Source organism: Rhizobium sp. AAP43 (genome assembly GCF_001296045.1).
In the GTDB taxonomy this organism is placed as follows: Bacteria; Pseudomonadota; Alphaproteobacteria; order Rhizobiales; family Rhizobiaceae; genus Allorhizobium.
On sequence record NZ_LJHS01000022.1, the window covers coordinates 35,461 to 51,331 of the forward strand.

The following is a 15,871-nucleotide window of genomic DNA, read 5'->3' on the forward strand; positions in this document are numbered from 1 at the left end:
CCACACACGGATCGCCGGCCCGTCATTCCGATCCACCCTTCGTTCTTCGTCTGCCCGCAGCGGACCACTTTTCCGATCCGGAGCCTTCATGTCGACCACCTCCACCTCGTCTTCGCCCTCCTCGACATCGACCGGAGGATGGGCCGCCTTTGCGGGCCCCGCCGTCATGCTTCTCGGCATGCTGCTCTTTGCGCTCAATGATGCCATGGGCAAATGGCTGGTCGCCAGTTACGGCCTCGGACAGGTGATCTTCATTCGCAGCATCGCCGCCCTCATCATCCTCGCACCCTTTCTCTGGATGGCCGGTCGGAAGCCAATCGTCGAGGCTGAACGCCCCGCCCTCCAGTTTGCTCGCGTGGTTTTCTCCACGCTCGAACTCTTCTGCTTCTACTATGCGGTCATGTATCTGCCCTTGGCCGACGTCATGACCTACTGGCTCGCAGCCCCGATCTATGTCGCCGCCGCCGCCCCCTTCCTGCTCGGTGAAAAGGTCGGATGGCGACGCTGGACGGCGATCGCGATCGGCTTTGTCGGCGTCATCATCACACTCGAACCGTCGAGTGCGATGTTCACCATGCCAGCCGTCATCTCGATCATCGGCACAGCAGCCTTCGCCTTCATGATGCTGTCCGGCCGCAGTCTTCGTGGCACGCCGGACAAAACGCTCGTCTTTTTCCAGACCGCAGGTGCCGCATTGATCGGTCTGGTCATGGCGCCGTTGGACTGGACGCCGCTGACTTCGATATCCGAGGTCCTCATGCTCGGTCTCCTGGGTATCGTCGCAATGGGTGCGCATATGCTGGTCAACCGGGCCCTGAAGATCTCGGACGCAGCGACCGTTGCCCCCTTGCAGTACACGCTTCTGCTCTGGGCCGTTGTCTTCGGCTGGTTCTTCTTCTGGGAAGTGCCACGCCTGACCATGGTCATTGGCGCATCACTGATCGTGGGCTCCGGGCTCTTCATCTTCTTCCGCGAACAGCAGCTGAAGAAGCGCGACAAAGTTCTGCCTGCCATCCCGGAATAAGACCAGCTTCCTCTGAGGATAGATCTGAAATGCAGAAGCCCGCAGCGTAATGACACGCTGCGGGCTTCTTCTGGTTGTGGATCAGGACCACGACCAGGGAGACTTTGGCTTACTTGCGAGCTTCCTCGATCTTGGCGAGAATCTGATCGACGACATCAGCACCGATCGCGTCCTTGTGCTTCTCGTAGACAATCTTGGACTTCTCGCGGATACGGGCCTGCTCGTCAGCGGACAGGACGTTCACCTCAAGACCGGCGGCCTTGATCTTTTCCAGCGACTTCTTGTTGAGGTCGGCAATGACCGAACGCTCGACATCGCGGCCAACGACTGCGCACTCGCGAAGAGCGGTCTGCTCTTCAGGGGTGTAGGTGTCGAAAATCGCCTTGGAGAAGAGGAAGAGGAACGGCGTATAGGCGTGGTTCGTCTCGGTGATGTACTTCTGCACTTCGAAGAACTTCGAGGTATCGATCGTCACGTAGGGGTTTTCCTGCGCGTCGATCGTCTTGGTTTCCAGCGCCGAGAACACTTCACCAAACGCCATCGGAGTGGCATTTGCGCCGAGGTTTTGGAAGGTATCGAGGAAGATGTTGTTCTGCATGACGCGAACCTTCATGCCCTCGAAGTCTTCCCACTTGGTCACCGGACGAACCGAGTTGGACAGGTTGCGGAAGCCGTTTTCCCAGTATGCGAGATTGACCAGTCCGACGGCTGCCATCTTCTCGTTCATCATGGTGCCGAAATCGCCGTCCAGAACCTTGTAGGCTTCGTCAGCCGACGAGAACAAGAACGGAAGATCGAAGACGCCGAGTGCCGGCTCGATGCCGACCAGCGGCGAGGACGAGGTGACGACTGCTTCCTGGACGCCCGAGCGCAGGGCCTGGGTTGCCTGAAGGTCACCGCCGAGAGCGCCACCCCAGAAGGCCTGTAGCTTCAGCTTGCCGCCGGACTTTTCATCCAGGCACTTCTGCATGGCGTCAATGCCATTGCCGACCGGGTGGTCCGCATTGATACCGTTCGAGACGCGGATAGTGCGTTCATTGAACTCTGCGAACGCAGGGGCTGCGCCAGAAACCGCAAAGGCAATTGCGGTGGTTGCGAGTAGAAACTTCCTCATAAGATATCCTCCCTTGGATTGACGATGAGACGGCAGAAAAGCTTGGGCGTCACCTCAGCCATTGAGCTGGAACGATGACGATCTCTGGAAAGACCACCAGCAGCATCAGCACGGCGATCTGAGCGAGGAGGAAGGGCGTAACGCCCGTAATCACCTTGCCAAGCGGCACGCGGCCGACTCCGCTGACGACGTTGAGCACAACGCCGACCGGCGGCGTAATCAGGCCGATGCAGCAGTTCATGATGAACATCACGCCGAAATAGACCGGATCGATGCCTGCCTGCTTGATGATCGGCATCAGCACCGGCGTCAGGATCAGGATCGTTGGCGTCAGGTCGAGTGCCGTGCCGACGACGAGCACCAGAAGCATGATGACGAACATCAACAGCATCGGGCGGTCGATCAACGGTTCGATATAGCCCGTGATCTCACCGGGAATGTTGGCAGCCGTGATCAGCCAGGCGGAAACCAGCGCTGCGCAGACCAGGAACATGATGATCGACGTGGTCTTTGCCGCCTGCAGGATAACGTGTGGCAGGTCTTTCGGCTTCAGTTCGCGGTAAATCACCATACCGACGAACATGGCATAGGCGGCTGCAATGACGGCCGCCTCGGTCGGCGTCACCACACCAGCCTTGATGCCGCCCAGAATGATCACCGGCATGCCGAGAGCCCAGGCTGCACGGCCTGTCACGCGAAGCCGCTCGGCCGAAGATGCCTTGGGCAAAGGCACGATGTTGTCCTTGCGCACAGTGATCTGCCAGGCCACGACCAGCGCTACGCCCATCAGAATACCGGGCACGATGCCGGCCATGAAGAGCTGCGTGATCGAGACATTGGCCGCGACGCCGAAAACGATAAAGGCCATGGACGGCGGAATGACCGGCGCAATGATGCCGCCAGACGCAATGAGACCCGCCGAGCGCGGCACGTTGTATCCGGCCTTGGCCATCATCGGAATGAGGATCGCCGCAAGCGCTGCCGTATCAGCCGCAGCCGAACCGGAAATGCTGGCCATAATGACGGCCGCCACAATGGCAACGATGCCGAGGCCGCCGCGGACATGGCCGACACAGGCAACAGCGAAATCGATGATGCGGCGGGAAAGGCCACCGGAATTCATCAGTTCGCCGGCGAGCACAAAAAACGGAATGGCAAGCAGCGTGAAGGTATCAGCGCCGGCGATCATGTTCTGGGCAATGATCTGGCTGTTGAACATGCCCATGTACCACATGAGCGTGACGCCACAGAACATCAGCGAGAAAGCAACCGGCACGCCAACCGCCATGGCAGCGAGAAGCGAGACGATGAAGACGATAAGGGTCATCAGGCACGCTCCGACAGTTTTTCGAGGCTAAGGTTCTCTCCGGCAAAGGCGGCGATTTCTTCATCTGTCGCGCGACCGCTCAAAAGCCGGACCAGGCGCTCAAGCGCGATCAGCGCACAGCCGCCACCAGTGAAGAAGCCGATGCCGTAGACCCAGCCCATCGACAGACCGGTCACGGGCGCAGCCATGCTGGCATTGATCGGTAACTGCTTCCAGGTGCCCCAGAAGAACAGCAGGGACACGCCGAGAATGACCAGATTGCTGATGATCATGCAGACGACACGCCCCCGGCGGCCGAGGACGGCGACCAGCGATTCGACACCGAGGTGCCCGTATTCTCGGAAACCGACGACGGCCCCGATGAAGGTCAGCCAGACGAAGAAGTAACGCGCCAATTCATCGGAAACGGTGAGGCCCGAATTGAGTGCGTATCGCAGGATCACATTGACGAAGACCATCACGGCCATGCCCGACAGGAGCAGGATGAGAAGCCATTCGAGAATGCGGTAGAAGAGGTCGATGATCTTGGTCATTCGTCTCACACCTTGTTGAGAAGGCCGCGTTCGGCGAGATTGCGAAACAGAGCGCGCGTGCCGAATGTCCATTCGGGACACGCATCGGTGCGATCGACCCAGTTGACGAGCCGGCCGAGCTTCGGCGTGAAGATCTCGACGCGATCCCCAACCTCATGGGTGAAACCGAGCCCCGCTCCCCTGCGATCCTTGACCGGCGCAAACATCGTACCGAGAAACAGAACGGCGCCATCGGGGTACTGGTGATTGCGGTTGCGCAGTTGCGAGACCAGATTCTCAGGCGAACGGCTGATCGCCTGCATGGGGCTTTCGCCCGTCATCTCAAAGCCGTCTTCACCATGCACCAGAAGCGAGACGCGCACTTTGCTGAGGACATCGAGCGTGAATTGCCCGTCAAACAGGCGGATGAACGGACCGATGGAGCAGGAGGCATTGTTATCCTTGGCTTTGCCGAGAAGCAGCGCCGAACGACCTTCGACGTCACGCAGATTGACGTCATTGCCAAGTGCAGCCCCGACAATCCGACCATCCGAGCGTACGGCAAGCACGACCTCGGGCTCAGGGTTGTTCCAGTGGGAGATCGGATGAATGCCGACAAGGTCGCCACAGGCGACGGAAGACATCGGCTGCGCCTTGGTGAAGATTTCGGCATCGGGACCGATGCCAACTTCGAGATATTGCGACCAGAGGCCCATGTCCTGCAGCAGGGCCTTGACCTTGGCGGCCTGTTCGGACCCCGCCACGAGGCCGCGCAGGCTGTCGCCCAGAACCGGCGCCAGCTTGGCACGGATATCCTGAGCACGCGCCGCATCGCCCTTGGCCTGCTCTTCGATCACGCGCTCCAGCATGCTGTCGGCGAAGGTCACACCGGCCGCTTTCACGGCCTGGAGATCGATCGGCGCCAGCAACCGGCCCGACGCACCACTCAGGAAGGCATCCAGATCCCCAAGATCACTGAATTCTGCTGTCACCAGAAGCCGGTCGGATAGTCCGTCAATTTCGAGCAGCCCGGAGACCGTTGGCGACAGGCTACTGAGATCGAACACGCGGCCGGCGCTCACAAGCACCGGGCACGGACCACCTGCTGCGTTTGACCAGACGCGCCCGACAAGGATCGCATCAGCGGCGTCTTCCGGCAGGATATCGACGGACTTCAGGTTATGCTTCGGCGCCAAGACGGGCCTCCTCCTCCTCAGGCAAGGGACACCCTCCTGTCACCTCGCCCTATTGTCAGGATGTCTGACAACTCTCCATTCAAATCATTAAGGACAGATCCCTGTCCTGTCTAGCCCCATCCAGTCACTGACTGCAGTTTACCCCGGATAGCAGGCTCTCAGGCCTTTCATGTCTAGTCGAGACTGAGGGCGATGCGGCTTGCCGCCCCGTGCAAATGGGCCCGCATCGCCTCGCGGGCCGCCGCTGGATCGCGACTGGCAATTGCATCACGCAGGGCCACATGCTCGGCAATCGTCGCTTCGACGATCTCCTCAAGCACCGCTCGCGCCCGTGCCGCATTGATGGCAAGGCTGATCCGCTCAGCGATAAACCCGATGAACAACGCGAAGTATTCGTTATGGGTTGCCTCGGCAACAACGCGGTGGAAGGCAAGATCTGCAACGATCCCCTGGTCTGTCCATTTTTCCGTACCGGTCATCTGCGCAAGCGCTGCATCGATCCTCGCAAGGTCGTCCGGCGTATGATGCACAGCCGCCAGCCCAGCGGCCTCGACTTCCAGCGGCACGCGAAGCTGGAACAGCGCCCTGAAACTTTGCGGGTCGAATAGCTCACCATCCTTGATCCGGATGAGACGGGCCGAGCGCTCGCTGACAAAGGCGCCGACACCCTGACGGGTTTCCACCATGCCTTCGTTGCGCAATTGGGCAATGGCTTCGCGGATCACGGAACGGCTGACGCCCAACGTCTTTGCCAGAACATGCTCGGTCGGCAGCTTGTCGCCAGGCTTCAGTCGGGATTCGCTGATCTCCGATGCAAGATGCGCAGCAATCCGCGCTGGCAAATGCTCGCTGCGCCTGATTTGCCCGATATTGAACTGCCCGATCTCGGTCGACATGTCTGCCTTATCTCCCTACCCTGCCGCCGGTTGTTCATCAATCCGGATCGAAATTCAATTGGCAACCGCGATTCATGATCAATCCCGGATCGACCGCACGCTTGATAGCACCAAGAAGCCGTGCCTGCGCATCCGGCAGCCGCGAGACGAAGTCAGCCTTCTTCAACCGACCGACCCCATGTTCGGCGCTGATCGAGCCACCGAAGAGGTAGAGCACTTCGTTGATGGCTGTCTTCGCTCGGTAGAGATAGGCATCGATCTCCTCCCGCGTGAGCCCGTTCGGCGGCAGGACATTCAGATGCACATTGCCGTCGCCGACATGGCCATAGGAAACACAGAGTGCATCCGGCAACTGCTCCATGACAGCCGCTTCGGCCTCATGCACGAAATCGGCAAGCCGCGACAGGGGAACGGAGACATCGGTGCGAAGATGCGCGCCACGCCTCGCCTGGCCCTCGTTCATGCCCTCGCGGAAGAGCCAGAGATTGCGCGACTGGGCCTTGGATGCGGCGACTACACCATCGAGCACCAGCCCCTCCTCCATCACGCCCTCAAGGAAGCGATGCATCAGATCCTCGATATCGACCAGACCGGATCCGGCAATTTCCATCAAAACATAGGCCGGATAATCAGCCGCGATTGGCATGAGGAGATCCGGCATAGCCTCGCGGGCAAGCGTGAAGGCAACCGGCGGCATGAATTCGAAGGCCGACATCAGATCGCAGCAATCCCGCCTTGCCCGCCGATAAAGGGCAATGGCGTCCGACAAAGCGTTGAGACCGACAAGTGCCGTGGCGACCTGTTCGGCTGGCGGCAGGAGCTTGACCGAGACCGCCGTGATAATGCCGAGCGTCCCTTCGGCGCCGATGAACAATTGCTTGAGGTCGATACCGCGATTGTCCTTGCGCAGGGTCGATAGACCGTCGAAGACGGAACCATCGGGCAAAACCACTTCAAGACCCAGCACCAGTTCGCGGGTCATTCCATAGCGCAGCACATTGATACCGCCTGCATTGGTCGAGACGTTACCGCCGATCCGGCACGATCCTTGGGCACCAAGCGCCAGCGGGAAATAGAGCCCGGCAGCCTCCACCTTGTCCTTGAAATCGGAAAGGATCGCCCCGGCTTCGACGGTGGCGGAAAAATCATCGGCATCGATCCGACGGATAGCCGTCATCCGCTCCAGACTGATGACCACTTGCCGGGCCGGATCATCAGGCGTTGCCCCGAGCACCAGACCCGTATTGCCACCCTGCGGCACGATGGAAAGACCAAGACCGGAGATTGCCTGAACCGCGGCAGAGACATCAGCCGTGCTGCGTGGCCGGATGACCGCGACGGCACTGGACGTCACATCGCCATGCCAATCCCGGCAATAACGCTCCACCTCGGGGCCAGACAGCACCAGATCAGCTCCAAGTAGGCTCTCCAATGCTTCAACGTGACCACCCAGTTTCCCCTCAGCGACCATAGCGCTCTTTCCTTTGGCCTTACGACCATGGCCGGGGCCGACTTCGGAGGAGCCGCAGGCATGATCAACAATTCAGTTTCCAAGCGAATGATATAAGGTTATCAGACAACCTTACAAATGCTTTTTTGTCGACGGCGGCTTGTTTGGATAACCACCCCGTCGGATGCTTCTGGAGGAGGAGATACGCATGCATATTTTGATTATCGGCGCAGCCGGCATGGTCGGCCGCAAGCTTGCGGAACGGCTGGTGCGCGACAGTGGGCTTGATGGCCGGGCGATCGACACGATGACACTGGTCGATGTCGTCGCTCCAGAGGAACCGGCAGGCTTCACGGGCAAAACAAACATCCGTACCATCGACCTGTCGGCTCCGGATGCCGCCGAATCCCTGATAACCGGCCGACCGGATGTGATTTTCCACCTGGCCGCGATTGTATCGGGCGAAGCGGAGCTGGATTTCGACAAGGGATATCGCATCAATCTCGACGGCACACGCTATCTCTTCGAGGCCATTCGCATGGCCCATCAGAAAGACGGCTATCGCCCGCGCCTCGTCTTCGCCTCCTCGATTGCCGTTGTCGGCGCGCCCCTGCCCTATCCGATCCCGGACGATTTCCACACCACGCCGCTGACGAGCTACGGCACCCAGAAGGCGATTTCAGAACTTCTGCTCTCGGACTATTCCCGCAAGGGGTTCTTCGACGGCATAGGCATTCGGCTCCCCACCGTCTGCATCCGCCCGGGCAAACCGAACAAGGCCGCTTCGGGCTTCTTCTCCAACATCCTGCGCGAACCGCTGGTTGGCAAGGAAGCCGTGCTTCCGGTCAGCGAGGACGTTCGCCATTGGCACGCCTCCCCCCGCTCTGCTGTGGGCTTCATGATCCATGGCGCGACGATCGACCTCGAAAAGGTCGGCCCCCGCCGCAACCTTTCCATGCCGGGCCTGAGCGCCACGGTGGGTGAGCAGATTGAGGCCTTGCGTCGCGTGGCCGGTGACGCTGCGGTCAGACTCATCCGCCGTGAACCGGACGAAATGATCATGCGCATGTGCGCCGGATGGGCACCCGGCTTCGAAGCCACCCGCGCCCGCGAACTGGGCTTCACCGCCGAAAGCTCGTTCGATGACATCATCCGCGTTCATATCGAAGACGAACTGGGAGGTTCGCTGTGACCACCCAAGCCGCCAGACACATTGCTTTTCTCGGCACGGGATTGATGGGCGCGCCCATGGCGAAGCGCCTCCTTTCGGCAGGCTTCGATGTATCGGTCTGGAACCGTGACGCACGAAAAGCCCAAGTGCTGTCCGCCGATGGCGCCAGGATCTGCGAAACAGCAGCCGGCGCAGCAAAGAACGCCGATATCGTTTTCACCATGCTATCGGATGGCAACGCCGTCGCTGACGTGCTGTTTGCGGGCGGCGTTGCCGAAACGCTGAAAGACGGGGCAATCGTCGTAGACACCTCCTCCATTGCTCCCCCAATGGCCATCGATCATGCGGCGCGCCTTGCTGAACGTGGCATTGCCCATCTCGACGCCCCGGTTTCGGGCGGCGTGGTCGGTGCAGAGGCAGGCACGCTTGCCATCATGGCCGGCGGCAATGCCGATATCGTCGAAAGCCTTGCCGAAGTCTTCGCGCCGCTCGGCCGTGTGACCCATGTCGGCCCTTCCGGCGCCGGCCAGATCTGCAAGCTCGCCAACCAGCAGATTGTCGCCATCACCATTGGCGCGGTGGCGGAGGCCATGATGCTGGTGGAAGCCGGCGGCGCATCGCGTGCAAAATTTCGCGAGGCGATCCGGGGCGGCTTTGCCGAGAGCCGTATCCTTGAACTGCATGGCCAGCGCATGGTTGACCGGAGCTTCGCACCGGGTGGCCCATCGCGACTGCAGTTGAAGGACCTGAACGCAGTCGCCGCCATGGCAGACGCCCTGTCACTCGACTTGCCACTGACGGCAGAGGTTCGAAGCGCCTTCGAGGCCTTTGTTGCCGATGGCCACGATGAAACCGACCATAGCGGCCTTTTACTGCACCTGGAAAAGATCAATCATCGCGGGGAGGAGAACCGATGAGCGAGACGAAAAAGAATGATCGCCGCCTGCGCTCGCAGGATTGGTTCGACAATCCCGACCATCTTGACATGACGGCCCTCTATCTGGAGCGCTTCATGAACTACGGCACGACACCGGAAGAACTGCGCTCCGGCAAGCCGATCATCGGGATTGCCCAGTCTGGCAGCGACATCAACCCCTGCAATCGCCACCACATCGATCTCGCCAAGCGCGTTCGCGATGGCATTCGCGATGCCGGCGGCATTCCGATCGAATTCCCCTCACATCCCCTGTTCGAAAACTGCAAGCGACCAACGGCAGCCCTTGATCGCAATCTCGCCTATCTCGGTCTGGTCGAACTTCTCTATGGCTATCCCTTTGACGGGGTCGTGCTGACCACGGGATGCGACAAGACCACGCCATCGGCCCTGATGGCAGCCTCCACCGTCGACATTCCCGCCATCGTTCTGTCAGGCGGCCCCATGCTTGACGGCTGGCACGATGGCGAACTCGTCGGCTCCGGCACCGTCATCTGGCGGTCACGACGCAAATATGCCGCTGGCGAAATCACCCGCGAGGAATTCCTCGAACGCGCGCTGGATTCCGCCCCCTCGATCGGCCACTGCAACACCATGGGCACCGCCTCGACCATGAATGCGATCGCAGAAGCCCTCGGCATGTCGCTCACCGGCTGCGCAGCCATTCCAGCCGCCTATCGCGAGCGCGGCCAGATGGCCTATCGCACCGGGCGCCGTGCGGTCGAGCTGGTGCTTGAAGACATTCGCCCCTCGAACATCCTCACCCGGGAGGCCTTCCTCAATGCCATCAAGGTCAATTCAGCAATTGGCGGCTCGACCAATGCCCAGCCGCACCTGATGGCCATGGCCAAGCATGCAGGGGTCGAACTGCTGCCGGAGGACTGGCAGATCCATGGCTTCGACATTCCGCTGCTTGCCAATGTCCAGCCGGCCGGCGCCTATCTCGGCGAACGCTTCCACAGGGCTGGCGGCGTTCCGGCGATCATGTGGGAACTGCTCCAGGCGGGCAAACTCGACGGCAGCTGTCAGAGCGTTACCGGCAAGACCATGGCGGAAAACATCGAAGGGCGGGAAGCGACCGACCGCGAGGTCATCAAATCCTATGCCGAACCGATGAAGGAGCGCGCCGGGTTCCTCGTTCTGAAAGGCAATCTCTTCGACTTCGCCATCATGAAGACCAGCGTCATCTCGGAAGGGTTCCGCCAGCGATACCTGCAGGAGCCGGGACGAGAAGGCGTGTTCGAAGGCCGGGCCATCGTCTTTGATGGGTCGGAAGACTATCACAAGCGCATCAACGACCCCGCCCTCGACATAGACGAGAACTGCATCCTCGTCATTCGCGGGGCAGGTCCACTGGGTTGGCCGGGTTCCGCCGAGGTCGTCAACATGCAGCCGCCAGACCACTTGATCAAGCGTGGGGTCCTGAGCCTTCCGACGATCGGCGACGGCCGCCAGTCCGGTACGGCTGACAGTCCATCCATCCTCAATGCCTCGCCCGAGAGTGCAGCTGGCGGTGGCCTTGCATGGATCAGATCAGGCGATCCGATCCGCATCGACCTCAATCAGGGACAATGCAACATGCTGGTGGATGACGCGGAGATTGCCCGTCGCAAAGCTGAGGGCATTCCTGCCGTACCGGCAGACGCCACGCCATGGCAGATGCTGTACCGCCAGACGGTGACGCAGCTCGCGGATGGCGCGACCATCCATGATGCCGACAGGTTCCGCCAAATTTCAAAAACACCGCCGCGTCACAACCACTGACGCGCAATCGACACCCGCAACCGGCCTCGCCTGAGGCCGGTTGCGCCGACAAAGCAGAGTTTTCGGGTTCATCGGGAACATCAGGGGCCAAGTAACCATTCTCCAGTCAAATCAATGGAGAATGACATGAAGTCCGCTTTGCTGCTCCTCTCGGGCGTTGGCACAACGGTGGCGCTGCTCATCGGTGGATTGGCTGTTGTCCAGGCCGCCTTGCCGGATGAAGCCCAGCACCATTTTTCGGGGCTGGACAATCAGCCGCTCTGGACAAGCGAGCCGGTCACAATTGCCAACCGAGATGCGCAGGATTATCAGCGCCTGGCCGCACGCTTGCCGGCAGACACAATCATGGTGGCCTCCCTCCCACCTGAAACCAAGCCTGACCTCACAACACAGAATCCAGCGCCGGGCCTCGACTATGTCGTCACGTCCGCACTGAAAGGCGAGGTAAGCATCGGCTATGCGCCGGAGCACCTTGACTGGTGCCGTGGGAAATACCGCTCCTATCGAGTGGAGGACAACACCTACCTGTCCTTCAGCGGCGAGAGACGGGCCTGTGCATCGCCCTTCGAGACAGCGGAATTTCACAGCACATCGACATCGGTGAGACTGGAGCAGGTACAGGCAGACACCACAGGTTCGTCCGTGGCCGTCTATGCAGTGAGCCAAAGCAGCGAGGCCAGGCTCCATGCCGATCCAGTCGGCATCCAGCGATGCGCAGAGCGCTATCACTCCTATAGCGCCAGTGACAACACGTATCAGCCGTTTGGCGGAGGCCCGCGGAGAGCCTGCGAAATCCGAAGCTTCTGAGAGTTTTCAGTCGGCCAGAATAAGCCCAGCAGGCGGCCGAACTTCCGTACCGGACATGACGCGTTCGCCGATATAGGTCAGCGCATTCTTCAAGCCATGCATCGTGTAGGGCTTCTCGATCACCCCGATCGCACCGACAAATCCCTCCGGAATGCGCTTCACATTGCCCGTGACAAAGATGAAGGGAATGCCACGCTCACTGAGCCGCTCCCCGATTTCGATGCCTGTCGGCCCATCATTCAGATGGACGTCGACGAAAGCGAAATCCGGCTGCCCCTGCTCGATCAGATCAAAGGCCGCGTTGCGCGACGGGGCAGTCCCAACCACTGAATGGCCGGCCGCCTCCACCTCAAACTCCAGCTCGAGTGCAAGCAGCGCCTCGTCTTCGACAATCATGATCTTCACTTTACTCAGTCCTTCATAATCTCGACAGGCATGGTCACGAGCACGTCCGTCCGGGGGCCGTCCTCGTAACGCTCGATCGACGCATTGAGTTGCTTGGCACAGGTGTCGAGCATCAGCCGGCCAAAGGCCTCTTCTTCCGGATTGACCGAAACGGGCGTGGTTGTGTCGGTTACCCTGATGATGAAGTGGCCGTTCTTGCGCTTCACCTGCAGGTGGATTTCACCACCACCGTCACTCAACCCACGGCGCACCGCATCAACGACGAGCTCGTTGACGATCAATGCCAGCGCCGACGCCTTGACGGACGGCACAAGCACTGGCGCGAGATCTGTCGTCACGCGGATATCGTCACGATGCAGGGCGCCGACCAGATCCTGGATCAGATCCTTGGCAAAGTCGGCCACATCAAAGCGACCGAGATCGCTGCTGGTGAATAGCTTGCGCTGTACGGTGCTGAGCGCCTCGACACGATTGAGCACCGAAAACAGCGTCCTCTTCACCACTTCGTCTTCCGAAAGGCGGGCCTGCAACTTGACGATCGAGGCGATGGTCAAGAGGTTATTTTTGACCCGGTGATCGACCTCATGCACCAGCATGGTCTTGGCCTGCAAGGCATCGCTGAGATCCTTGGTCCGCCTGGTTACCTCTTCCTCGGCTGAACGGCGCGCTTCGGCCAGTTCGGTTTCCTTGCTCTTGATGTTGGTGAAATCAAGCTGGGAGGCAAAGAAATAGATGACCTCGCCGCTCTCGTCGCGCACGGGACTGACAAAGAGCGCATTCCAGAACGTCGATCCGTCCTTGCGATAGTTGAGGATATCGAGAGACACGTCATGCGCGTTGTCCACTGCTTCGCGAAGGCGACGCACGGCGTCAGGATCCGTCTCGGGCCCCTGCAGAAGCCGGCAGTTCCGTCCGTACATTTCATCTTCGGTGTAACCCGTGAGCTTCAGGAAGGCTTGATTGCAGAAGATGATTGGATTGTCGTCCTGCCGAGGATCGGTAATCAGCATCGGCATGCGCGTCGCCTTGAAGGCCGCGGCAAAGGGATCTTCGGAAGGATGCGCCGCCAGGAGGCGCTGTGCCGCATCTCGCGCACCACGTCGCGAGGAATTTAAGTCACTCATGCAAAAACTATCCTGACACTTGTGTGGACAGCAAATGAGCCAGTGAGGAAATGGTTCCCACCGATCCGGAAAAAAATTGTGTGGCATCCGCAAGAGGCAACGTGCCAAGGATAATTGCAATCTGTGCGGCACCCGAACGACTTGACCCGCCTACCCCCTCTCCGTAACTTTAGCGTGAAAATCACGAGAACCGACCATTCATGACGAACGAAAGTAAGCCCGGCTTTCTGAGGCACGGGGGCGGAATGGCTGATCTCATCCGCAGCCATGACTGGTCTACAACCCTCGGCCCGCCGGATGCCTGGCCGGCGGCCTTGAAGGCTGCCTTGTCCATTTGTCTGAGCTCAAGTTTTCCGACGGCGATCTATTGGGGCCCCGACTTAATTCTGATCTACAACGATGCCTGGGCCCCCATTCCGGGCGAACGTCACCCCTGGGCACTTGGGCGGCCCGCAAGCGAAGTCTGGTTCGATATCTGGGAAGTTGTCGGACCCCAATTCGAACAGGTCCAGCAAACCGGTCAGGGCGTATCGCGCTTCGATGAGCTTCTGCCGATGCTGCGCAACGGTGTGGTGGAAGAAACCTACTGGAACTATAGCTTTACCGCCATTCGCGATGAGAGCGATCGCATCGTCGGCGTGTTCAACCAGGGCAACGAAACCACGGCTGCCGTCATCGCAAGGCGCAAAGCGCAGGAGGAAAATGCCCGTCTTGGACGCATGTTCGCCGAGGCTCCGGCAGCGATTGCCATTACGGAAGGCAAGGATCACGTCTTTACTCTGGCCAATCCTGCCTACCTCGACCTCATCGGCCGTGATGAGGTTCTGCAGAGAACGGTGGCCGAGACCCTCCCCGAACTGGTCGGCCAAGGCTTTATCGAGCTTCTGGATCAGGTCTTCGAGACTGGAAAACCTCATATTGGCCGAGCTGTCCCCATTCGCCTGGCCCGCGAGGGAACGGCCCCGGAATTGCGCTATGTCGACTTTGTCTACCAGCCGATCAGCAATGCGGAAGGCGGCTCTCGCGGCATCTTCGTTCAGGCGACGGACGTCACCGACGCCACGACGGCTCTGGTTGCACTCCGGGAGAGCGAGCAACGCTTCGAAGCGATCGTCAATTCGATCGACCAGATGATCTGGTCGACCACCGCCAATGGTTATCATGACTACTTCAACGAGCGTTGGTATGAGTTTACCGGTGTTCCGCGCGGCTCCACAGACGGTGCAGACTGGGCCAATGTCTTCCATCCGGAAGATCAGCCACGCACATGGAATACCTGGCGAAAAAGTCTGGAGACGGGCGCCCCCTATGAGGTCGAATATCGGCTACGCCATCACACCGGCGCTTACCGTTGGGTGATCGGCCGAGCCCAGTGCGTGCGCGATGACGACGGTGACATCACGCGCTGGTACGGAACCTGCACCGACATTCACGATCTTAAGGTTGCGGAGGAAGCCCGCCAGCTGTTGCTCAAGGAACTCAATCACCGCGTGAAGAACCTTTTCGCAGTGACATCCGGCATGGTCAGCATGACCGCCAGGAACTCCGCGACAGTCGCCGGTATGGCAACCTCTCTACAGGGGCGACTACAGGCCTTGGCGAAGGCCCACGAACTGGTTCAGCCAGTCATTTCGAACGATACGACGAGCCGCGAAGCACTGCACCTCGCAGCGCTCCTCCAGGAGCTCATCAGTCCGCATATCGACCCGGCATCGGATCGCGTCTCGATGGCAGGTCCAGACATCCTTGTCGGGCCGAAAGCCTCGGCGAGCCTTGCACTCATCTTTCATGAACTGGCAACCAACGCCTCGAAATATGGCGCCTTCCGCGAACCAGACGGCCGGCTCGACGTCCGCTGGGCAGAAGACGGCGCGGAGCTGCGGGTCAGCTGGGTCGAGGATTTGGGGCATGCGGCCATGAAGGCGCCGAACTCGGAAGGCTTCGGCAGCAAGCTTGCCAGAATGAGCGCGACCCACCAACTCGGTGGTAGCATCGCGTTTGACTGGCAGCCGACTGGGCTGACGATCGCACTGATCCTATCGGCAGCCCATTTGGAACAGTGAGAAGACCCACAGCCTGACCCGCGTGAAATAATACGCGGGCCCTCTTCAAACCACCTCAGAAAAGTGTAAACTTTATTTTACACG

Annotated in this window: 14 protein-coding genes; 6 read left to right on the forward strand and 8 right to left on the reverse strand. The window is 60.0% G+C overall.

Annotation, left to right across the window (positions count from 1 at the left end; translation table 11 throughout):
• The first annotated feature begins 166 nt into the window (after window positions 1–166).
• Window positions 167–1,024, forward strand: coding sequence for a DMT family transporter (locus tag IP76_RS13805; protein ID WP_082352537.1), 858 nt, complete (start codon window positions 167–169; stop codon window positions 1,022–1,024).
• 109 nt (window positions 1,025–1,133) lie between these two features.
• On the opposite strand, the gene IP76_RS13810 is transcribed toward IP76_RS13805, so the two are convergent.
• From IP76_RS13810 to IP76_RS13835, 6 genes are all read right to left on the reverse strand, one after another.
• Window positions 1,134–2,138, reverse strand: coding sequence for a TRAP transporter substrate-binding protein (locus tag IP76_RS13810; protein ID WP_054158816.1), 1,005 nt, complete (start codon window positions 2,136–2,138; stop codon window positions 1,134–1,136).
• A gap of 49 nt (window positions 2,139–2,187) precedes the next feature.
• Window positions 2,188–3,465: a TRAP transporter large permease gene (locus tag IP76_RS13815; protein WP_054158817.1), complete on the reverse strand. Its 1,278-nt coding sequence runs from the start codon at window positions 3,463–3,465 to the stop codon at window positions 2,188–2,190.
• Entirely contained in the window at window positions 3,465–3,998 is a 534-nt protein-coding gene (locus tag IP76_RS13820; protein ID WP_054158818.1) for a TRAP transporter small permease, read from the reverse strand. Before IP76_RS13820 ends, IP76_RS13815 begins: the two co-directional genes overlap by 1 nt.
• A 5-nt stretch (window positions 3,999–4,003) precedes the next feature.
• A complete protein-coding gene (locus tag IP76_RS13825) occupies window positions 4,004–5,173 on the reverse strand; it encodes a fumarylacetoacetate hydrolase family protein (RefSeq protein ID WP_082352538.1) in 1,170 nt (389 codons plus the stop codon).
• Window positions 5,174–5,346: 173 nt separating this feature from the next.
• Window positions 5,347–6,069, reverse strand: coding sequence for a FadR/GntR family transcriptional regulator (locus IP76_RS13830; RefSeq protein WP_054158820.1), 723 nt, complete (start codon window positions 6,067–6,069; stop codon window positions 5,347–5,349).
• A 37-nt stretch (window positions 6,070–6,106) separates the two neighbouring features.
• On the reverse strand, window positions 6,107–7,540 hold the full coding sequence (locus IP76_RS13835; RefSeq protein WP_054158821.1) for an FAD-binding oxidoreductase: 1,434 nt from the start codon (window positions 7,538–7,540) through the stop codon (window positions 6,107–6,109).
• A gap of 187 nt (window positions 7,541–7,727) precedes the next feature.
• Here IP76_RS13835 and denD point away from each other — a divergent pair, with 187 nt between their 5' ends.
• From denD to IP76_RS13855, 4 genes are all read left to right on the forward strand, one after another.
• Window positions 7,728–8,711 (forward strand): D-erythronate dehydrogenase, encoded by a 984-nt coding sequence (denD, locus tag IP76_RS13840; RefSeq protein WP_054158906.1) that lies wholly within the window; start codon window positions 7,728–7,730, stop codon window positions 8,709–8,711.
• Complete coding sequence (locus tag IP76_RS13845) at window positions 8,708–9,607, forward strand: NAD(P)-dependent oxidoreductase (protein ID WP_082352539.1); 900 nt, start codon at window positions 8,708–8,710, stop codon at window positions 9,605–9,607. Before denD ends, IP76_RS13845 begins: the two co-directional genes overlap by 4 nt.
• Window positions 9,604–11,388, forward strand: coding sequence for an IlvD/Edd family dehydratase (locus IP76_RS13850; RefSeq protein WP_054158822.1), 1,785 nt, complete (start codon window positions 9,604–9,606; stop codon window positions 11,386–11,388). The genes IP76_RS13845 and IP76_RS13850 overlap by 4 nt, the downstream gene beginning before the upstream one ends.
• A 126-nt stretch (window positions 11,389–11,514) precedes the next feature.
• On the forward strand, window positions 11,515–12,195 hold the full coding sequence (locus IP76_RS13855; RefSeq protein ID WP_054158823.1) for a BA14K family protein: 681 nt from the start codon (window positions 11,515–11,517) through the stop codon (window positions 12,193–12,195).
• Window positions 12,196–12,201: 6 nt separating this feature from the next.
• Here IP76_RS13855 and IP76_RS13860 read toward each other — a convergent pair whose 3' ends face one another.
• Window positions 12,202–12,600 carry a response regulator gene (locus tag IP76_RS13860; protein WP_054158824.1) on the reverse strand — a complete coding sequence of 133 codons (399 nt, stop codon included), beginning with the start codon at window positions 12,598–12,600 and terminating at the stop codon, window positions 12,202–12,204.
• A 5-nt stretch (window positions 12,601–12,605) separates the two neighbouring features.
• Window positions 12,606–13,724 carry a PAS domain-containing protein gene (locus IP76_RS13865; RefSeq protein ID WP_054158825.1) on the reverse strand — a complete coding sequence of 373 codons (1,119 nt, stop codon included), beginning with the start codon at window positions 13,722–13,724 and terminating at the stop codon, window positions 12,606–12,608.
• 245 nt (window positions 13,725–13,969) lie between these two features.
• Between IP76_RS13865 and IP76_RS13870 the strand changes: the two genes are divergently transcribed.
• Window positions 13,970–15,787: a sensor histidine kinase gene (locus IP76_RS13870; RefSeq protein ID WP_054158826.1), complete on the forward strand. Its 1,818-nt coding sequence runs from the start codon at window positions 13,970–13,972 to the stop codon at window positions 15,785–15,787.
• The last annotated feature ends 84 nt before the right edge of the window (window positions 15,788–15,871 follow it).